The organism is Roseimicrobium sp. ORNL1, from assembly GCF_011044495.1.
Lineage (GTDB): Bacteria > Verrucomicrobiota > Verrucomicrobiia > Verrucomicrobiales > Verrucomicrobiaceae > Roseimicrobium.
The window spans coordinates 2,372,240-2,392,585 of the sequence record NZ_CP049143.1 but is presented as its reverse complement, the minus strand read 5'-3'; the positions used below and the strand labels follow the sequence as shown (position 1 = coordinate 2,392,585).

At 61.5% G+C, this 20,346-nt stretch carries 17 protein-coding genes; 7 read left to right on the top strand and 10 right to left on the bottom strand.

The features are described from left to right. Positions 1-23: 23 nt before the first annotated feature. The 4 genes from G5S37_RS09635 to G5S37_RS09620 all read right to left on the bottom strand — a co-directional run bounded on the left by G5S37_RS09635 (position 24) and on the right by G5S37_RS09620 (position 2,456). The gene (locus G5S37_RS09635) at positions 24-416 is read right to left on the bottom strand and encodes a YciI family protein (RefSeq protein ID WP_165203138.1); all 393 of its coding nucleotides are present in this window, start codon (positions 414-416) and stop codon (positions 24-26) included. Between the two features lie 352 nt (positions 417-768). After that, complete coding sequence (locus G5S37_RS09630) at positions 769-1,236, bottom strand: hypothetical protein (RefSeq protein WP_206026373.1); 468 nt, start codon at positions 1,234-1,236, stop codon at positions 769-771. Positions 1,237-1,440: 204 nt separating this feature from the next. After that, entirely contained in the window at positions 1,441-1,845 is a 405-nt protein-coding gene (locus G5S37_RS09625; RefSeq protein WP_165203134.1) for a hypothetical protein, read from the bottom strand. Positions 1,846-2,051: 206 nt separating this feature from the next. Continuing rightward, positions 2,052-2,456: a hypothetical protein gene (locus tag G5S37_RS09620; protein ID WP_165203132.1), complete on the bottom strand. Its 405-nt coding sequence runs from the start codon at positions 2,454-2,456 to the stop codon at positions 2,052-2,054. 192 nt (positions 2,457-2,648) lie between these two features. Between G5S37_RS09620 and G5S37_RS09615 the strand changes: the two genes are divergently transcribed. The 3 genes from G5S37_RS09615 to G5S37_RS09605 all read left to right on the top strand — a co-directional run bounded on the left by G5S37_RS09615 (position 2,649) and on the right by G5S37_RS09605 (position 5,518). Next, a complete protein-coding gene (locus G5S37_RS09615) occupies positions 2,649-3,392 on the top strand; it encodes a single-strand selective monofunctional uracil-DNA glycosylase (protein ID WP_165203130.1) in 744 nt (247 codons plus the stop codon). A 186-nt stretch (positions 3,393-3,578) separates the two neighbouring features. Beyond that, complete coding sequence (gene nagZ / locus G5S37_RS09610; protein ID WP_165203128.1) at positions 3,579-4,691, top strand: beta-N-acetylhexosaminidase; 1,113 nt, start codon at positions 3,579-3,581, stop codon at positions 4,689-4,691. Between the two features lie 125 nt (positions 4,692-4,816). Continuing rightward, a complete protein-coding gene (locus tag G5S37_RS09605) occupies positions 4,817-5,518 on the top strand; it encodes a C4-type zinc ribbon domain-containing protein (RefSeq protein WP_165203126.1) in 702 nt (233 codons plus the stop codon). Positions 5,519-5,713: 195 nt separating this feature from the next. On the opposite strand, the gene G5S37_RS09600 is transcribed toward G5S37_RS09605, so the two are convergent. Genes G5S37_RS09600 through mnmA form a run of 3 tightly spaced genes read right to left on the bottom strand, consistent with a single transcriptional unit; the run spans position 5,714 to position 8,026 of the window. Next, positions 5,714-6,223, bottom strand: coding sequence for a hypothetical protein (locus G5S37_RS09600; protein WP_165203124.1), 510 nt, complete (start codon positions 6,221-6,223; stop codon positions 5,714-5,716). Positions 6,224-6,245: 22 nt separating this feature from the next. Further along, complete coding sequence (locus tag G5S37_RS09595; protein ID WP_165203122.1) at positions 6,246-6,893, bottom strand: hypothetical protein; 648 nt, start codon at positions 6,891-6,893, stop codon at positions 6,246-6,248. 35 nt (positions 6,894-6,928) lie between these two features. Next, complete coding sequence (gene mnmA / locus G5S37_RS09590; RefSeq protein WP_165203120.1) at positions 6,929-8,026, bottom strand: tRNA 2-thiouridine(34) synthase MnmA; 1,098 nt, start codon at positions 8,024-8,026, stop codon at positions 6,929-6,931. 641 nt (positions 8,027-8,667) lie between these two features. On the opposite strand from mnmA, the gene G5S37_RS09585 reads away from it, so the two are divergent. After that, positions 8,668-9,084 (top strand): GreA/GreB family elongation factor, encoded by a 417-nt coding sequence (locus G5S37_RS09585; protein ID WP_165203118.1) that lies wholly within the window; start codon positions 8,668-8,670, stop codon positions 9,082-9,084. Between the two features lie 63 nt (positions 9,085-9,147). Beyond that, on the top strand, positions 9,148-9,615 hold the full coding sequence (locus G5S37_RS09580) for a hypothetical protein (RefSeq protein ID WP_165203116.1): 468 nt from the start codon (positions 9,148-9,150) through the stop codon (positions 9,613-9,615). 594 nt (positions 9,616-10,209) lie between these two features. Here the strand turns inward: G5S37_RS09580 and G5S37_RS09575 are convergent. Next, on the bottom strand, positions 10,210-10,650 hold the full coding sequence (locus G5S37_RS09575; protein ID WP_165203114.1) for a DUF5069 domain-containing protein: 441 nt from the start codon (positions 10,648-10,650) through the stop codon (positions 10,210-10,212). Between the two features lie 540 nt (positions 10,651-11,190). On the opposite strand from G5S37_RS09575, the gene G5S37_RS09570 reads away from it, so the two are divergent. After that, positions 11,191-11,820 carry a hypothetical protein gene (locus tag G5S37_RS09570; RefSeq protein WP_165203112.1) on the top strand — a complete coding sequence of 210 codons (630 nt, stop codon included), beginning with the start codon at positions 11,191-11,193 and terminating at the stop codon, positions 11,818-11,820. Between the two features lie 226 nt (positions 11,821-12,046). Here the strand turns inward: G5S37_RS09570 and G5S37_RS09565 are convergent, their stop codons facing one another. Next, positions 12,047-12,676 (bottom strand): protein-L-isoaspartate(D-aspartate) O-methyltransferase, encoded by a 630-nt coding sequence (locus G5S37_RS09565; RefSeq protein ID WP_165203110.1) that lies wholly within the window; start codon positions 12,674-12,676, stop codon positions 12,047-12,049. A 325-nt stretch (positions 12,677-13,001) separates the two neighbouring features. Beyond that, positions 13,002-13,493: a thioredoxin-dependent thiol peroxidase gene (bcp, locus tag G5S37_RS09560; protein ID WP_165203108.1), complete on the bottom strand. Its 492-nt coding sequence runs from the start codon at positions 13,491-13,493 to the stop codon at positions 13,002-13,004. A 336-nt stretch (positions 13,494-13,829) separates the two neighbouring features. Here bcp and G5S37_RS09555 point away from each other — a divergent pair, with 336 nt between their 5' ends. After that, complete coding sequence (locus tag G5S37_RS09555; RefSeq protein WP_165203106.1) at positions 13,830-20,333, top strand: tetratricopeptide repeat protein; 6,504 nt, start codon at positions 13,830-13,832, stop codon at positions 20,331-20,333. Positions 20,334-20,346: the final 13 nt, after the last annotated feature.

Below are 20,346 nucleotides of genomic sequence, written 5' to 3'. Positions count from 1 at the left end.
AGACGTGGTCAGAGAGCCGACGTCTACCCCTGCGGCGTCTCCGTCATCTTCACAAACGCATTGGCCCGCGCGTTCTCCACCGGACGGACTTCATAAAAAAGGCCGCACTGCAGGCAGGGATTCTTCGCCGCCAGCGCGGACGCTTCCTCCAGGCTGTGCGCCAGGAAGAACCAGAAGCCACCCACCACCTCCTTCGTCTCACCGAAGGGTCCATCCGTGACAATGCCGCTCTTCGAAACCGTGGAGCCCTGGTCGGAGAGGCGCTGCCCTGCTTTCATCTTCCCTTGGGCAATCAACACCTCGATCCAGGAGTAAAACTCGTCGATGGCCGTTTGGATGCGCTCCGGCGAAAGGTCCTTGTCCCACTGACCGCGGGAAATGACGAGGTACTCGGAGAGGGAATCAGGCGCGCTCATGCGCGGAGTGTGGAGGCTCCCCCATCCCCACGCAAGCACAGAAGCGTGACACAAAAACGCCCACCCGCCTCGATGCTGGTCAGTCGTCCTCGTAGAAACAATCGCACGTGATCGCCTGTCCAGCACAGCGCGGACATGGCTCCAGATCGCAGCCGAGGAGATGCAACTTTCCTCTGCGAACTCCACAGTCATCACACGTGGGAAAATCCAAATCGTCCTCCCCTTCGCCGTACGGAACGCGATCAAACTCGGTTCCGTTGATCACGAAATTCTTTGGAGGAACCTTGGGTATATTCCCTCCGTGCCAGCGTGGCTCATCTGAGCTCCAGGACATGCGATGCCTCTTCTGCGTTTACGTATCCACCGTCGCATCCCCCGGAGATTCTCCTTCGAAGGGAATGCTGATGCCCAGCCATTTCTTCCCCGTCGTCTCAAAGGTGATGTCCCATTTCACCGGCTGGGCCCTGGATTCCTGCAGGTCAAAGCCCGCCAACCTCAACTCGGAGAACATGTAGTCCGGCACTTCACGCTGCAGCCATTCCATGAATACCTCATCCAGCTTCGGCCGCACGGCGGCAAGGATTTGGTCAAAGCGCTCCACCGCCTCAAAGTAGAACTGCCGCGACTCTTCCCACGGCCCGCTCTCATCTCCCGGCAGGCTGATGGAGATATTCGTGCCTGTCCGGGGAAAGTTCCATTCACACTCCCAATACGACCGCTCCGGCGCATTCGGGATGCGCATGTACAGCAAGCTGCCGAAGTCCGGATCCGAGATCCGCAGCGGCGAAAAACGCTTTTTCAAAAATTGTAAAATGCTCATGGGCGCTTGGGGGGATGCCAGACGAAGCACGACCAGCCCGCAATCAGGCTGATCCATAGCGGAGCCTAGCGATTCGGCTTAGGCACGGCAATACTGAAGCACTCGCCCGGTAAACTTGAATTTGCCTTCAAATGCCAATATCCGAGCGCCATTTCAGCGGCCTGCCTGCATCCCCTCGCAAGAGATCAGATCAGATGTCCACAATCATTCCCACGTCAGGTCAACTGGCACCTTGAGTGTGGCAGACACCTGTTTGGTCTTGGAATCTACCATGGTAATCACGATCTCGTCGACCTTGGCCTTGGCATCAAAGACAAACCATCCCTCAACCTTTCCTCGACCCTTGCCTCGCGGCTCGCAGGGGTGCGCACCATAGCCCCGCGTACTCGCCCCCTTGGTGTAGGGACGCGCAAAGACTTGCACCGGATTGGGCCCGGGATTGTGGTATCGGATACTGACGGTGAATTTCTCACCAAGGGGCAGCTTGGCCGGACTCTCCGGCTTCATCTTGGTGACCTCCAGCGGAGTGACCTCTGGTGCAGCAGGCGCTTGTTGCGGGAAGAAAGCGCAAAAGAAAGCGATCAGGACTGCTTTAAAGAATTGGTTCATGACAAGAGTCTGTTGAAGTTCTTACAGGAATGAAGTGCGCACCCTTTCGAAAAAATTATCTAGTTCAAAGAGAAAAACAAAAGCGAAAAATCCGTGTGCCACGCCACTGGGACGCAGGTGCAAGTCCCGTTTGCCGCAATGGGAGGTGCATGCGCCTCCGATGCATTGAGTATCAACACAGGACTCGAACCTGCCTTTGATTCACCTCAATTTATTTTGGAAAGTTCGGCCCAGCCCGTATGGCAGCCCGCCACATTGGTGAGCAGCATGCACACGAGCAATATGTAGAAGACGTAAAACCAGAATTTTTTGCTCGTAGTCACCACGGCTACGCAGAGGAACAGGTAGCCGATGTATACCATGACGATACCATTGCCGTCATTGGGTTCAAGCCCGAGGATCTTCGCTAGTCCCAACGGAAAATACGGCACCAGCAGGATGCCCGTCGGATGGGGGCAGGTGGCGACCAGCGCGAGACCCCAGGTGATAAGCAAAAGCTTGTATCGGCTCCCCCTGGGTGGGTCCAGCTTTTCACCTTCGCCACCCGCAGGAGACTCCTTCGACGGGTCAAACGGAGGCTTGAAGGTAGGCTGGTATGGCTTGTCTGACATAATAGAAGGACCAGCGGCGCAGCGACTATGCACAGGCAAGGCAGGTACTGCGGCATCTTCGGCAGTGCCCCGACGAATATCAAGGCCTTGTGATGCGTGTGAGACCCGCCTTACCGGAAACGCCTCCGCTCCCGCCCTGCAAAAATATCTCGCCCAACTCCTGAGGCTGGTGCATGCCTGAGGTTCCCCACCATGCCAGCCGCTGCATCTCCTCACAAGGCACTCGTCTCCGCCGCCCATCGCTTGCGCGATACCCTGAAGCCTCTGCGATTCTCTCCGCCCGTCGAGTTTGTCTACAATCCGCTGGAGTATGCCGCCGAGCCCCATGAGGCCTATCTCACGCGCTACGGCAGCACGCGGAAGAAGGTCGTCTTCCTCGGCATGAATCCCGGCCCCTTTGGCATGACGCAGACCGGCGTGCCCTTTGGCGAGATCGCGGCCGTGCGCGACTGGCTGGGCATCAAGACCGCCGTGGGCAAGCCACCGAAGGAGCACCCGAAGCGCCCGGTGGTGGGCTTCGATTGCCCACAGAGCGAGGTGAGCGGTCGCCGGTTGTGGGGACTCTTTGCGCAACGCTTCGGCCCGGCGGAGGCGTTCTTCGCGGACCACTTCGTGGCCAACTACTGCCCGCTCGTCTTCATGAGCGAGACAGGCGCCAATCTCACGCCGGACAAGATTCGCCCCGCCGAAATGGAGCCCGTCTTCCGCGCGTGCGACGAGCATCTGCACCAGCTCGTGGAGGCCCTGCAGCCCGAGTGGCTCATCGGCGTGGGTGGTTTCGCCGAAGGCCGCGCCCTGATGCTGAAGCCCGCCTTCCCCGACATGAAAATCGCCCGCATCCTGCACCCCAGCCCAGCCAGCCCCGCGGCGAACAAGGACTGGTCAGGCAACGTCACGCGCACGCTGGAGAAGCTGGGCGTGTGGGAACCTTCGTGAGACGGAGGACGTGAGCTTGGGGGGACCGCTAATTGGCGCTAACGTTCGCTAATGAGAGAGCCCCTGAACCACGTCTTGCTTCCGTATCCTCTTGTGCGTTTTGCGTCTTTTTGCGGCGAATCCTCAGTGAACTCAGGCCACGCTTGCACCTTCCCGCCTTCCCGCTAGGCTTGGGGAAATTCCAAAATGTCCTCTCACGCCAACCGTCTCGGCCAGCTTCTCCTCACCGGCATCCCTGCTCCTGAACTCGACAGCGCGACCGCCGCGCGTCTGAAAAAGCTCCAGCCCGGCGGCTACATCCTCTTCAGCCGCAACCTCAAGGACGCCACCCAGCTCCGCAAGCTCTGCGATGACCTGCGCGACCTGAGCGAGATCGAGCCCATCATCACCATCGACCAGGAGGGGGGCCGCGTCTCCCGCCTGCGCTACATCGGCCACGAGCCGCCCAATGCCCAGCAGCTCCGCGAAAAGGGCGCCCCCGCCCTCATCAAGCAGCATGGCAAATTGACCGGCCAGATCCTGCGGCTCTTCGGCATCAATCTCGACCTCTGCCCGGTGCTGGACATCAGCTATGATGACACCGCGGACAACTCGCTCAAGGGACGCTGCTACGGCACGAACCCGCAGCAGGTGGTGGACTTCGCCGGCGTCTTCAACCGCGCCATGCGCAAGGAGGGCGTGCTGAGCTGCGCCAAGCACTTCCCCGGCTACGGCCCCGCCGAGTGCGACCCGCATGAGTTCCTCCCCATCATCGACAAAACCCGCGAGCAGCTGGACAAGGAGGAACTCCTCCCCTACCGCGCCCTCATGCCGGAGCTGGACAGCGTGATGGTCTGCCACGCGAACTACCGCGCCTACGACCCGCAGAACGAGCGCTGGCCCGCCTCCCTCTCCCACAACATCGTGCAGAAGCTCCTGCGCGACCAGCTCGGCTTCGAAGGCCTCGCCATGACCGATGACCTCGACATGGGCGCGATTCTCAACGAGGTGACCTTCGAGCAGGCCATCCAGGAAGCCGTGAAGGCCGGCAACGACATGGTCATGATCTGCCACCGCCTCGAAATGGTGGAGGAAGCGAAGAAGCACCTCGAAGCCCTGCCAGACCCCGTGGTGTATGATGCCCTGATACGCCTGGAGAAGACCAAGAAGAAACTCTCCACGCCCTCCCCCTTCTCCCTCGAACGCTTCGCCGAAATCAACAACGCCATCTGGCAGCTCCGTGTGGACACCCTCGGTGAAGAGCGCGCCTCCATCCTCAGCGTGGAAGACGGGAAGCGGTCGCCGGTGGAGTTGTATTAAGTGTCAAGGGGTTATGAGTTAGAAGTTATGAGTTAAAATTGCTTCCCCATCTCACACCGCCACACAGCCCGTCGTTGCTCACAACCCCATAACCGATAACCTTTCGCTCATAACTTTCTCTCCCCATGCTCCCCGTCATCCAGCAGCTCCTCGACCTTCAAGATCGCGACCAACGCATCATCTCCCTTTCCAAGGATCTCAAGAACATCCCCATGCTGCAGGAGCGCGCCAAGGGACGCCTTGCGGACGATGAGGCATCCGTGACCACGGCGCAGGGCCGTGTGCGCGAGGTGGAACTGAAGATCAAAAATCTCGAACTCGATGCCAACACCCGGCGCAACACCATCGGCCGCCTGAAGGAGCAGCAGTTCGCCACGCGGAAGAACGAGGAGTTCCGCGCCATGGGCCACGAAATCGAGCGTTATGAAAAGGAGATTTCCAACTTGGAAGACCAGGAACTGGAGCTCATGGACAAGCTCGAAAAGGTCAAGCCCGACCTCACCGCCGCCCAGCAGGCACTCGGCGTGACCAAGAAAAGCGTGGACAGCGAAATCACAGAACTGACCGAGCGTGCCAAGGCCATCCAGGAGCGCGTCGCGGAACTCACCAAGGAACGGACGGAACTCTCAGCCAATGTCGAGCCTGACGCCCTCGCCATGTACAACCGCCTTCTGAAGAGCAAGGGCAACTCCGTCGTGGTCTATCTCGACAAGGAGACCTGCCAGGGCTGCCACATGAAAGTCGTGCTCGCCACCATCCAGGGCGTCCGCGAGCAGAAGGAAATCACCAACTGCGAACAGTGCGGCCGGGTGTTGTATCAGGGATAGGCGGGGAGGTTTGCGATTTCTGAGCAGTGGTTGGCCGTGGTTGAGCCATCGTCGTTCCGCGTATTCGTGGCTGGGCCCTAAGAGGACGGGTGTAGTCGCGTGCATTGGATTCAACACAGAGACACAGAGGGCACGGAGACTGAGGAAATGCATTTCTGTCCAGCCCACAGAGCCAACTCCCTCTCAACCTCAGTTTCAGTCTCCGAAGTTTCCTCTGCGTCTCTGTGTCTCTGTGTTGAATCCAATGCAGCATGCCACACCCAACACCACAAACCCTGCCACACCCACCCACCTCGCAAGCTCCCCGCCAAACACCACGGTCCCATTGAACCACATGAAAAGCATGAAGCCGTGCAGCGCATACGGAATAGCACGCGCCCGCCTCTCATGACTCGCCGGTGACGCCCACCACCACACCGCATCCGCCACCCACAGCGCGGTGAAGACATAGTTGAAATACACTCCCCCGCCCCAATCGAGCCCGGCGAGTGCATACGTCTGCCTCGCCGTGGCCGCATAGGCATCCGCATGGCTCCAGTGATGCACGAAGTGAAATGCACAGATCACGTGCACCAGAAACACCGCCGCACCCACCGACCACCACATCCGGCTCCATGCATGCCGAAAGCGTGGGACAAAGGCCATCACATAGACCACGAAGGCAAGCATCGCAGTAGCACGTGTGAGGAGCAGGCCGGTGTCCATGAGGTTCGTACGAATGGCGCAGTCAGGCCTTCTTGCGGAAGGCCGTCCACACGCCCCATCCCATCAGGGCAAAGACCAAGATGGTGACGGGCACTTGGAACACCGTGCCCTGAATGGCGCGCTCCACAAGGTCGAAGAGCTTCCCAACGACCACCACCACGAGCACGAGCAGGAGGATGAATCCCACGGTGGCGAGCGTGCCAATAGTCCTGGGATGCTTCTGCGCCACTGTCTGCCTCTGCGGCTTCAGCCAGCGGTCCGGTTTCTCCTGCCACTGGGCATAGCGCTCATCGAGCACCGGCTTCAGCTTCGCGCTTCCTTCATCCGTGAAGGGAATATGATACATGCTGGGCAACTCACCCTTCAGCGTTGCGACATAGTCACGCGCATACTCACTCTCGTAATACGCTTCCACAAACGGACGCCACTCCGGCTTCACCATGTAATCCAGAAACACGATGTCTCCCCACGGACGGAAGTCCTCCGGAAAGACACGCGGGCCATCGTCCACCACCTCCACCCAGAAGTCATCAGTCAGGGCATCATGCTCCTGCAGCCAGCGCTGGAAATACAGGATGTGATGCGCGCTGTGCTGCTCCGGCAGTCCGGACTCCACGAACTTCTTGTCGTAGTGCCAGTCGGCGTCGTCGTACTTGGTGGATTTTGCCATGCGCGTCCGCATCATGTCCACGGACGCACAGGGTATCAATCATAATGAATGGTCTCAAACACGGCACCGCCGAGCAAGCGGTCGCCATCATACAGCGCGCAGATCTGCCCCGGCGTGAGCGCACGCTGCGGTGACGCGAAGGTGAGCTCGGCGGCCCAGCCGTCCTCACGCTGATAGGGACGGAAGTGCGCCTCGGCTGACGGGTTGCGATAGCGTGGCATGGCGAGCAGATTCCACTCACGTGTGAGGTCTGCACCCGTAGTGGAGATGCCATTGAGTGTACAACGCCGTGCCCACAGCAGTGGCGTATCTTCCCGCTCAATCGCGATCACCAACTCATTCGTCGCCGCGCGCTTCGCCACGACGACATAGGCTTGCTTGTAGAGATTGCTCGCCACGCGCAGGCCCTTGCGCTGACCGAGCGTGTAGAGGTGCAGGCCGCGATGCTCACCGAGTACCTTGCCTTCGAGATTCACAATGTTTCCCGGCTTGTCCTCCACAAAGGTGCGCAGGAAGTCCTCCATCTTCACCTCACCGATGAAACAGATACCCTGGCTGTCCTTCTTCTCCGCGGTCTTCAGGCCGAGCTTGGCCGCCTCTTCGCGCACTTGCGGTTTTAGCAGCGAGCCGATGGGAAACCGGGCAATCTCCACCTGCTCCGGTCGCATCATGGCCAGGAAGTAGGTCTGGTCCTTGTTCGGATCCACGCCGCGCCGCACCACTGCGGTGCCATCTTCCGGCAGCACATCATTGCGCGCATAGTGCCCGGTGGCGATGGCATCAAATCCGTGATCCTTTGCCCAGTCCCAGAGCACGCCAAACTTCATCTCACGATTGCACATCACATCCGGATTCGGTGTGATGCCCTGTTGGTAGCCCTCCAGCAGGTACTTCACCACGCGTTCGCGATACTCCTGCATGAGATTCACCACGCGGAACTCGATGCCGAGCTGGTCCGCCACCGCGCGCGCATCCTCGATGTCCTCCTCCCACGGGCAGTGGCCGATGATGTTCTCCTCATTGATCCAGTTCTTCATGTACGCGCCCTGTACCTCATGCCCCTCACGCACGAGCAGTGCCGTGGCGACACTGCTGTCGACACCTCCGGACATGGCGGCAAGGATACGGGACATGGGACGGGAACGGGGATTGGATTTTGAAAATGCGAAATCGCGAGCCGTACTCAGAACACGAGCGTGGGCACAGGTTCAACGCAAATGTGATACGAGTGGCACCCAATGGGGAGATTCGAGAGGAAGGGAATGGCCGCAAAAGAACGCAGAGAACGCAAAAGGTCTGATTGTCTTGGGTGAGTTGAAGTTATGAGGTCACTTCAGACCCAGCCTGGCTATCTCTGCAATCTTCGCCGCACCCCTGACCAAACCCTTTTTGCGTTCTTTGCGTTCTTTTGCGGCTATTCCCCTCACTTGCCTTTCGCATTTCATGGCTTATCTTGTGTCCCTATCTATCTGGTCATGAAAATGAGCTGCACATCCACCGCAAAGATGCCCTCCCTTGAGGCTGGGCTGCGGATGCTTGTGCCTGCGACCCGGCATGGTCACCGCCTCACGGCCTTCCGGCATTAGGCGGGGCGGCCTTTTCTTGAGCTGTCAATCCCGGCCTCCCCGCGCCTGACACCCGCGCTGCATCCTTCAGCGCTTTCACCTACCTGGTCGCCTGCCGTCCGCTGACCTGGCCTCGCATTGTCTTGCCTGAGGCCAGGGTGACGCACGCTTGGCGCACCCCTCCTGGAAACCATGCCATCCCCATGATCATGAGCGCTTATCCCATTACTCTATCGCAAAAAGACATTCACATCATCCATGCCCTTCACGCTCAGCGCGAGTTCATCCCGCAGCTCGACGAAGGCAGGCACCACGAACTGATGCGTCTCGTGGAGCAGGCGGCCACCGGGCGGTCCGGCATAAAAAGTCTTGCGAAGTCCCCCACGGTCAGTCTTTATGATGCCGTCACGGTGAATGATTTCTCCGCTCCAGCGTCTAATACGATGGTCTGCCGGATTGTGCTTCCGCACGAGGCGGACCTGGATGCCGGTCATTACTCGGTGCTGGCCCCCATCAGCATCGCCCTGCTCGGTCGTCCCGTGGGCGCCACCGTCACGCTGGATGCCCCGGGAGGATCCCGCCAGTTGCGCATCCTTTCCATCCTGAAGGGGGAGCCTGTCGCCTGACGTAACCGTCCGAGTCTCCCTCCGAATCCATCAATACACGTCCACTTCCTGCTCCGCTCCGAAATGAACCCCGAAATCATTCCCATGCCTCCTGCCGCACAAGACACGTGCGGCAGGAAGAATCATGGCTGCCCGGAAGACGATCGCCTTCTGGAAGCCTGGGTGCGCAAGGTGAATAGCCGCTGGCTGGTGCACTCCGGCCTGCAGCATCGTGCCAACGCGTACCTGGACCATCTCGCAGCCACCGATCACACCCGGCTCATCGACAGCCTGCGCATCGTGCGCGAACTCGTCCGCACCCTGGGGCCAGTGGAGGATCCCAAGCCGCGCTTCTACGCCGGTCTCTTCAGCCTGGCCACGGATGAAGAAGCGAAGCGCTATCTACACGACCATCTCTTCACGCTCAGCCTCATTCCTGTCGGCGCCCATCTGGAACATCCCAGCAGCGATGTACCCGAGGTGTGTACCCAGGTGCGACGACTGCGCGAAGATATACATAAGTGCATCCTCGCCGTGCAGGCGGCGGCGTGAGGATGCCGCTGAGGCAGCATCAACAAAGTAGCTACGCTTCAGCCGCACTCACCTGCAGCGAAACTGATTCGACTATCTACCCCGTGAAATCGGCTGTTCCTGCAATTGCCCCAGAGGTTCAATGCAGCTTTTCGAAGTTGCAGCCTGAAGGGCTGCAGGAGCCCAGCCCAAGGTTAGGGAGCCTCAGCGACCGACACCTTGGGTAGGCGTAGAAAAAACACACGGACCCTGAAGGGGTCCAGGAGAAGGACGCAGGGTCAGCCATATGGCAGGTGCTTTGAACAACTCCGCGACTCTTTCAGAGTCGAACTTCTATGGATGACCACCCAGGGTGTCGGTCGCTTAGGCTCCCTAACCCTGGGCTGGGCTCCTGCGCCCCTTCAGGGCGCGGCTACGGATAGCTCGCGACGAATAGACGACTCTATTCTGTGAATCCATCGTGCGAGAATCAATACATTCAAAGCTACATGGCATAAACCTCGCCACCACCCTCAGCACTCACAACAAAAAGCCCGGAGCCTCACAGCCCCGGGTTTTTTAATTCAATATCACAATGGAATTCATCCACTGCGACTGCAGCTGCCACTGGTAACACTACTTCAGCTCGGCGCTGTAGAAGGTGGCCCAGTCATCCAGGTTGTTCAGATTCACGGCATCCTTGATGCTGCCGTCATCCTTGCGGCCGGCGGAGGAGAGGATGCCGGCGCGGGTGTCGTCCGCATGGATGTACCCCCTGATATCATCGTTGAGCTTCTTCACTGCGGCCTGGTCGAGGCTGCCGCCCTTCTTGGAGAGGATCCACTCTTCGAGCTGCACGTAGGAGGGCTTGCTGCTCTTGATGTAGCTGAGGAACTCTTCGCGATCAATACCCAGGCCGCTGAGCACCATTTGGTCATAGCCTTTGCCGCAGCCGGGATAGTCAGAATGAAGCTTGCCAACGGCTTCGAGCGAGGCCTTCTGCCAGAGACGGGGAAGGTGCAGGACTCCGAGCGGGCCGGCGGTGCCGGAGGAGATCATAGGAACGATGGAGCTCATTTGGATGGTCGGTTTGTGGTTCGAATTGCTTGGCTTGAGTTGCTTGCTGTCTCGAATCGAAACGCAGGCGAGTTTGCGAAGCAGCCCCAAGTACAGCAAGCCTTTTTTGTCAAAACGCACCAATGCCGGAAAACGCGACTTCACGCACCGTTTTGGAAAGTTTGCCTCGTTTGTGAAGGGAAAAGCGCCACGGACAAGGTCACACTGCATGACACAGCGATGCTTTCATCGCGCAGCGCAAGTTGATCCAGAGCATGGTGCAGGGTGGAATACTCCATGGCGTTCCACGCGCAAATCGTCCGCACCACGCGCCTTTCACGGATGCCCGCTGGCCTTCTGTCGCCATCCTCCGCCAGCCATCATTTCACGCTTCCGCACCTCCCATTTCGCCTTCCGCACCCACCGCGTCCGGCCCGCGAAAGCGTTGCGGGTCAAAAATTTGAGTTGCCTAACCGCACGGCACATGACTTTCATGCTTGCCCTCGTCCCGGCACTGGTCTTTCTATAAAGCGCACCTTACGCCCGTCCGCCTACTCCCTCATGACGTCCCGCCGCCTCTGTGTCGCCCTTCTTCTCACCAGCCTTGCTGTTTTCTCCAGCGGCTGTGGGTTGGCAAAGCGTGGACTCGCGGGCATGGGCAGTTCCAAAAAGAACCGGGAGAAGGGCGAGGAAAAGAAGATAGACGGCACCCGTGACCTCTACGTGGGCACCATTGAGTCGGTCAATCCGGAGCAACAGTTCGTGCTGGTGCGCATCGAGCAGCGGCTCGCCATCGCCGCGGGGACGCAGTTGGAGACGCGCACCTCGAGCGGTCTGCGGGCCCGCCTGGTGGCTGGATCCGAGCGTAAGTTGAACTTCCTGGCCGCGGACATCGTGGATGGCCTGCCGCATGCGGGGGATATGGTCGTGCTGCCCGCCGGCTCCCCAGGCCTGGTACCGCCCGGCACCCCTCCGGCCACACCCGGCGCGCCCGCCACCCCGGGCAGGCTGGAGCCCATCCTCACCACCCAGCCGCCCCCTTCCAGCGGCACCTTCGCCTCCCCTCTGTCCACAGGTGAGGGTGGTTCATCCTATTCCGTGCCCGGCGTGCCCGCTGGCGAGCCCATTCCCGGGGTGCCACCACAGGGATACCCGGCTCCTGTGCCCGTGCCACGCGTGAATCCACGGTAGTTATAAAAAGTGTCCTTGTGAAGGGAGCAAATGCCTGGGCAAAGGAGCGTGGACACTCTTGTCCGCCGTTCTGTGGCGCAGCCACCTTCCTGATATAGAAGCCGCTGGTGACGCCTCTGGAGCAGCTCGTGGAATGTGGCCTTTGCCTGCCACATGAAAGGGGATTGGAACTCAGGGGCAGCGGACAAGAGTGTCCGCGCTCCTTTGAAATGCCCGGCGCTTCACCTCACCGCCCCGCCTCACCGGTCATCGGCACGAAGCGCACAGGGAGTATCGCCACCGGCGTCACCTTCCCATCCGTCTTCTGCATGAGGTAAAGATTCTGCCGGCCACGCTCCGGCCCCACGGGAATGATCATGCGGCCGCCTTCCTTCAGTTGGTCCAGCAGCGGCTTGGGAATCTTGTCCGGCGCGCAGGTGACAATGATGGAATCAAACGGCGCCGCCTCTGGCCAGCCCACATAACCATCGCCGATACGTGTCTTCACATTGGTAAAGCCCAGGCGCTTCAGGTCCGCTGCTGCCTGCTTCCCCAGAGGCTCCACGATCTCGATGGTGTAGACCTCCTTCACAATCTTCGCGAGGATGGCCGCCTGATACCCGGAACCGGTGCCGATTTCCAACACGCGATCCTCCGGTCCTGCCTGCAGCTTCTCCGTCATGAAGGCGACAATGTACGGCTGCGAAATGGTCTGCCCGTGGCCGATGGGCAGTGCGGTGTCCGCATACGCCTCCTCACGCTGTGCTTCCGGTACGAACTCATGCCGTGGCACGGAGCGCATGGCGGCCAGCACCTTCTTGTCGCGAATGTCCCGGCCGATTCCTTCTATCTGATTTTTGACCATTTCTTCGCGCATCGTATCCCAATCCCGCTCTGCGCGTCTACCCTCACCTTGTGAGCAGGCGACCTGAAGAAGCCCTGCAAAAAGCAACGGTACAATCAGGGAAAACGGCAACCGACCGTGGTGATATTCACCCCCTTTCGGAAACGCATTCATGATGCTGCCCTTAGACAACCTGGGGCGGCGAATGTCGCAACTTTGGTGAAACGCAAAGCAGCGAAGCAGCAGAAGGTTCTGAATCAGTTCTTATGAGTTATGCGGCATGGTCGGTTGCAGCCTCACGCTGGATTTCCGAACCATCATGCATCACCTTTGTTGCTTCGCTGCTTTGCGTTTCAACTCATCCCTGGAGCGCTTCCAGCACGAGTTCCACGTGCTTCTCCGGCTTCACCTTCTCCAGCACGGCCTTGATGATGCCGTCCTTGCCAATCACAAAGGTGCTGCGCTCCGTGCCCATGTATTTCCGGCCGTAGAGCATCTTCTCCACCCACACGCCATACGCCGTGGCGATGGCATGGTCCTCATCACTGAGGAGTGGGAAAGGCAGCTCGTGCTTCTTCTGGAACTTCGCATGCTTCTTGATGGAATCGCCACTGATGCCAAAGAGCTTTGCCTTGCGCGAGAGTACACCCCACGAGTCGCGGATGCCACAGGCCTGCGTGGTGCATCCAGGTGTATCATCCTTGGGGTAAAAGTACAGCACCACCGGGGAGCCTTGCAGAGAAGAAAGGGACAGCACGGCGCCATCCTCATACCCGCCGCCAATCACAGGCGCGGTGAAGTCAGGAGCGGTGGTACCGGGAGCGGGTTTTGCGGGTGTTTCTGAAGGCATGGTAGCGCACCCATGCAGGCGCGGCCTCCGTGTGAGCGCAAGTGTTTCGTAAGGCCCTTCGCGCAAGCTTGCGTGTGTAGCAGGTTTATTTGGAAATCGCAGATGGGCGTAAGCCACGAGACGATTCGCCCCCCTCCATCTACCCCCTCTCTTTCCCCCTCCCCACCCCACTCCACTCAAATCTGGACAGAATGGCATGCATCCGGCACCTTTTTACGTATCTTTATCTGAATGTCTGAAGCCCCCCGGACGAGTCGATGCGCGTGCCCTGGTCACGCAGGGTTGATTGGCTCCCGGTGGTCTCTGCGGGCCGGGATAAGGCGTAAGAGGAAGAGCATGAGCACGAGCAAGATGTGGGACGGCATCGCCTTGGGGACACTCGGGGTTACGCTTGCTTTTTCCTTTGCCTTGGCGCAGCCGGCGCTCGGGCAGTCTGCACCTTCGGCTCCATCCTCCCCTGCCCCCGCACCTTCTTACATTCTTCCTTCTGAGCCTTCGGATTCTCACCCGCAATCTCAACCCCAAGCCCAACCGGCCGCAGCGGTAACCACCGCAGACGCCGCGCCCAAGCCCTGGGCGGAAAAGGACACGCGGCTGGCCACGGAGTACCTGAATCTCCTCGTGGAAAAGCCAGAGTACGGCCGGGTGCTGGATCTGTTGTGGGAGCTGTATGAGAAGCACAACTCCACGGCGTTCCTGCTGGAGAGCATCGACACCCAGGCAAAGGCGCAGTCACAGCAGGCGCCGGTGCTGCTGGTGCATGCGCATCTGCTGCGCAAGGCGGGCAAGCTGGTCGAGGCCACGGCTCGGTATGACGAGGTGCTGAAGCTCGATGCAGCCAATGCAATCGCCCTGCGCGCCCGCGCGGACCTGGCACAGGGTGCGGGGGAATACGCCACGGCACTCGGCTTCATCCACAAGCTCGGCGAGACGCTTCCTGAGAAGGACCCAGCGCGCGCGGTCCTGCTGCTGGAAGAGGGGCGCGTGGCGCTCTCCGCAGACAAGCGCGACGTCGCCGCCTCTGCCTGGGAAAAGGCGGTGGCACTGCAGCCGGACCACGCAGGCATCACCCGCGAGGCGGCGCAACTCATGCTCGGTGCGGGATTCCTCGAAAAAGCAGTCACGCTCTACCGCCAGCTCGCGGAGTCGTCCGACCCGGCGAAGCGTCTGGATGCGCTCTATGATCTCTCGCGCCTGGAGGAGCAGGCGGACCAGTTCGATGATGCGGCAGCCTCGCTCCGCGAGGGTCTGGCCCTGCTGCATTTCAAGGACTGGCGGTATGGACAGTTTTTCCAACGGTTGGTACGGCTGCATGAGCGATTCAACCAGCTCGAGTCGCTGAAGGCGGACCTCATCAAGGCCGCGCAGGAGCAGCCGGTGCGCGAGCAGGCGCTGAGTGATGTGGCGCGCTTCTCCAGCCTCGTGGTGGATTCGAATGAGCGTGTAAAGTGGCTGCGGGAACTGGTGAAAACCTTCCCCACCGCCACGGAGTACCGCTGGGATCTGGTGCGCTCGCTGTTCGAAAATGAAGCCCACGCGGAGGCGGCGAAGCTGCTGGACGAGTCGCTCAAGGGGGATGCCTCTGACCCTGCCGCGCTGGTGCTGATGCGTTGTGAAGCGCACCTGCAGGCGAAGGAGCAGGCGAAGGCTGAGCAGCGCCTGAAGAATCTGCTGGAGACTCAAGGCGGTGCGCCCGAGGTGGAGAAGCTCGTGCTGCAGTTCGCCCAGCAGCGCTCGCTGGACAGTGTGATCGAGCTGGTGCTGCGCGCCCGCGTGCGGCGCGATCCGGAGAAGACGGAGCCGGTCTTTGAGCTCGCTTCCTTCCTGGTGAAGCGCCAGCGGGACAAGGAGGCGGTGGAGGTCTTCGAAGCGTGGCGCACACTCCCCGGCGCCTCGACTGAGGAGCAGCACCGCCGCCTGCGCGCCATCGCATCATTCTTCAGTGGGTCGAGTAAAATGGAACTGGCGGAGACTTTCGCTGTCCGCGCCACGGAGGGTCCCTCAGGCCCGGCGGATTTCCTCGCACTGGCAGACATCCTCGCCCAGCGCGGCGCCACGGATGAAGCCCTGCCCCTTTTGGAGAAAGCATGGACCCTGAGCACCTCGCACGAGCAGCGGCTGGAGGTGGATGAGCGCGTGCTGGCCATGCTCTCCGGGGACCAGGTGCTGCGCCCGCTCGCCCAGGCACAGCCGAGCGCAGACTTCCGCCTGCCGGCCATCTTCACCGGCGAGGGCTTCGGCTCAGACGCTCCCCCTCCCCAGCCAAAGGCGACCGTGCCGCAGGCGGTGCAGGACTTTGCCCTGGCGCAGGCCGCGGGCGTGTATGCCGCCGAGTGGCAGCTGGTGCGGCCATGGTCCACCTCTCCCAGTTGGGTGGTCGCGTGGGCGGGACACATGCTGCAGCCCCTGCTTGCGGCACCGGCGGACATGACACCGGAGCGGAAGTTCCGCGCCGCCTGGTGGGCCTTCCGTGCGGACTACACGCAGCTCGCGTATGACCTCATCGGCCTCGTCCATTTCAATGCGAGGCACCAGTGGATTCCCGCGCCGGTGGAGGTGGAGAAGCTGCTGCTGGACCTGGCCACCACGGATAAGAATACCACGCTCGCGATTCAACAGCTCCGGCTGCTCTCCACGCTGGATGCCAGCAACCGCACCAGCTATCTCCTGCGCCTCGCTGAGCAGGAGGGGAACCGTCCCGCCTTCACGGATACCCGCCAGCTCACGCCACCTCGGGACCCGGATGTCACCTTCGCCAATCTCGCCTCCTTCCTCGAAACACGTTCCCACGTAAGCGTGCTGCGCTCCAACCGCACCTCGCTGGATGGAAACAATCCGCGCGGTCCCGCCGAGGCCATCCGCATCCTGGAAAGTCTTGCGCGCGAGGAGCCACGCAATGAAGCGGTGCTCTCCTCCCTCTCGCAGTACTACCTGGAGTCCGGGCGCCGGGATGATGCCATGAGCCTTTGGAAAAAAGCCGCGCGTGATTCGCGCGCCGGCTCGGCCCCGCTGCTGGAGCGTTATGCGGAAATCCTCATCGCCCAGCGCCAGCACAAGGAGTACGTGGAAACACAGATGCAGCTCCTGGATGGCGAGGCGGATGTGAAGCGGCGTCGCGATCTCTTCTCCCGCGCGCTGGAGCGCCTGCTCTGGGCGGACGTGGTGCAGGGCAGCCTGCCGGACACTGAAATCACCAAACGGCTCGATCTTCTCCTCACCGCGCTGGAGGAGCGCTCACGGCGTGCGCCCTTCGATGGCTTCTGGCATGAAGCGCTCGCTTCCGTGTATGAGAAGCAGGGGGATGCCCTCAAGGCCTTCGCTGAGATGAAGCAGGCCTACTATGCCGCACCGGACACGCCCTTCTCCCTGGAGCAACTCCGCACCGCGGCCATGAATGCCGGCGACCTGCGCAACGCGATCTATTTCCAGAAGCAAATCGCCGCCACCGCGCCGCAGTCACGTGAGACGGCGGAGTGGCGTGAGCTGGTTTCGCTTCTGGAGCAGGACTTCCGCATGGTGGAGGCAGACCAGGCACGGCGTCGTTTGGAACTGCACTCACTGCAGGATCCCGCGTCACTCGAAGAGCTGGCCCAGCATTATGAAGAGAGCGGCCAGAACGAAGCTGCGCGCCGTGTGCATGAGCAGCTCGCCCGCGTGCGTGCGTGGGATGTGAAGAATCTCCTCCGCCTCGCGCTCCAGCAGAAGGACATGGGGGACAATGCCGCTGCGGAGCAGACGCTGCTGCAGCTCCTGCGCAACTCGAAGCCTCCCACCGCCTCCGCCGCAGTGCAGGTGGAGCGCCTCCCGTGGCCGCTGCTGGATGAGCGCCGGGCACAATCCATCGTGCCCATCGCCCTGCTGAATTCACTGGATAATGCACCGGGGCTCGACCAGGCGGAGCGCGATCGCTTGCGCACCTTCCTGGGCCTGCCGCGTGGGGAGTTTGCCTTGATACCGGACGACGCTGCACAAGTGCGGCTGCGCGCGGTGGAGGAACTCATGCGCCTGCGTCATGAGATGCGGCCGGAAGCCACCACCGCAGATCTGCTGCGCGGCACGGAGGGCATGGCGGAAATCGAAGTGGCATGGGCGCTACGGTATGCCGAGGCGGGCGAGGCCTTCCGCGGGCTCGTGCATGGCCGCCTGGGCAGCGCGAAGACTCTGGAGGCACAGTTCCTTCTCGTGTGGCTCAGCATTCGTTCGCACGGCATGAAGGATGCCCTGGGCTGGGCCGCCTTTCCGAAGGGCACCGAGGCTGAGCGCAAGCAACGCCGCGGGGTACTCCAAGCGGTGTGCCACATGCTGGCGGAGGACAACAGCTTCACCTTCCCTGTGGAAGCAGCACGTCTCATGGGTGAGTCCCGCCTGTACAGCAATGCGGAACTCATCGACGTCGCGCGGAAGCTGGAGAGCCGCCAGCGCTACGAGCCCTCCTACACACTGCGCACGCTGGCCATGGAGAATGAATCCCCGGCCTACCTCGGCATGAGCCACTCCAATCTGTCCCAGGTGGCCGAGCTCATGGGCCGCCCGGATCTGCAGTACACCCACCTCCTGGAGGCATGGCGCACGCCCATCAACGCAAACGATCAGCCGCGGGCCATGGACCTCTTTGTGAACAGCGCCACGCAACTCATCCGCCTGGCGCCGACGACGCAGGAGCGGGATCGTATTCTGAAGGAGAGCTGGCAGCGCCTGCATGAGCTGCCGCCCTCCGCCTTTGGCGCGTTGCGTGAAATTCGCCTGCTGGGCCTGGCAGGTGCGGAGGATGCTGCCGGTGCCAAGCTGCAGGACTACCTGGCAAATGGCTTTCTGTGCCAGCGTCCCTTTGCCGAGCCGCTCATGGGCCGCCCGCCACCCGGCACGGTGATGCCCGGCCCGCGCATCGATGAAGTGAACCACATGCGCAGCTATTGGGATGATGCGCGCGAGTGGGGTGATCTCCTGAAGCAGGACGGACTCTCCGGCCCTGTACGGCATGCGGATCAGGTCATGTATCAGCGGCTTGGCGGCATCGCCATCGGCCCGAAGTCGAACTATGAGTACAGCGCCTGGCGCAACCAGGTCCTGCTGCGCCAGCTTCGCTCTGCCAGTCATCTGGAGCGCGTGCGTCTGGTGCGTGAATATCTGGAGGCGGATGATTCCGTGGAAGCGCTGCTGGAACTGGGCACCTTCCTTGAAGTGAATGGCCTGCCACGCGTGTGCATCGAGGTCTTCCGCCGGCTGCCCGAGCGCTCCCCGCAGAATCTGGAATACTGCGAGCAGCTTCTGCGTGCCTGCGAGAGCTCGTGGGAATGCGCCGCGGGCATCCCCTACATCGAAAAACTTTTCGCCGCAGACTTGCAAAGCCGTCCGCTCAATCTGCCGGAGAACTTCCTCGAAGCGAAGCACGCCAAGTTCCTCGCGCGCCTGCAGGATACGCTGCACCTGAAGTTGCAGGCCTTCCGCGACGTCATCACCGTGAAGGCCCCCGGGCCGCGCGAGCCTGCGCAGGTGCCGTATCTCAAGGAACTCGCCAACCTTCTGGAACGCCGTGGGGACATCCCCGGCGCTCTCGCCGCGTGGGAGGAGCTGGCAGAGCTCTGGCCACAGGAGGTGGAGGCCCACCTGCACCGCGCCCTGCTGCTGGTGAAACAGGGAAACAAGACCCGCGCGCTGGATGCCGTGCGCAAGGTGGACCTGAACAATCTCTACAGCGATGCCGCGCGTGAGACCCTGGAGCTGCGCGCAGAGCTCGTGGCCGAAGCCGGCCTGTGGGATGAGATGCGCGAACTCATGAACCTGGTCACGCGTGGACCCGGCTCCGGCCCCGGCGGCGCGGATGTCGGCATGGTGGCGCGCATGCGCCTGCAGCCCACCCAGGCGCTGCACACCGGCAGCGTGCTGTCCCTGAGCCGTGTGCTCGCAGATCACAAGCGCACCGTGGAAGCCCAGAGCCTGCTGCTGCGAGCGGAGCGCGCCATCAAGGAACCCGCCGAGCGCTTCCGCCTGCGGCTGGAGCAGCTCAAGCTGGAGGCCGCCTCCCCCGATTGGGACCCGGTACGCCAGTCCACCCGCGTGACCGCGCTGCTGCGCATGGATACGCCGGATGAACTGGTGCTGCGGGATTGGGTCCGCTTCATGATGAAGGAGGCTGACGGACCACGAGCCGCGTCCTGGATCAGCGCCATCACTGCGATGCCACCCAGCACCACGGCCTCCCTCGCACTGGCCACGCTGGCGCCGCGGCTGGAGGAGCACCAGGTCCCACGCATCGCCCAACCCTGGCGGGACAAGGCGGACATCGTGGCCGCTGTTTCCCAGAAGCTCGCGGTGGAGACCCTGCTGAAGCAGAAGCGCCCCACCTGGGCGCTCGCCGTGGCCAGCACGGGTGACTCGCTGCGCGATGCGCCGATTTTCAGCGCCGTGTACCAGGGACTCGGGGACAAGCACGCACTGCAGGAGTTCTTCGCCAAGCTCATCCGCATGACCTATCCGGGGGGCAATGACACCATCGGCCACGTGGAGGCGCTGGACGGCTGCGGCCGCACCGACCTCGCGCTGTCCCTGGCCGCCACGGCGCTGGACCGCACCCGCAGTCGGGGCGAGTCCCACCCGGAACTCGTGCTCGTGTACGCCGGCCTGCTTACCCGCCAGCGTCAGTTCGAGCAGGCGGAAACCCTCCTGCTGAAGGAGCACGAGGGCATGGGCGAGGAACTCGCCGAGGCGCTGGCCACCCTCTACCGCGAGTGGAACAAGCTTGACCGCCTGCCTGCGGAACTGGCAAAATTCCAGCTCCCGGATGGATTGCTGCAGGAAACCTTGTTCCTCGGCAGGACTCAGACGGGGACCGCCCCCTGACCTGAGCACTCCG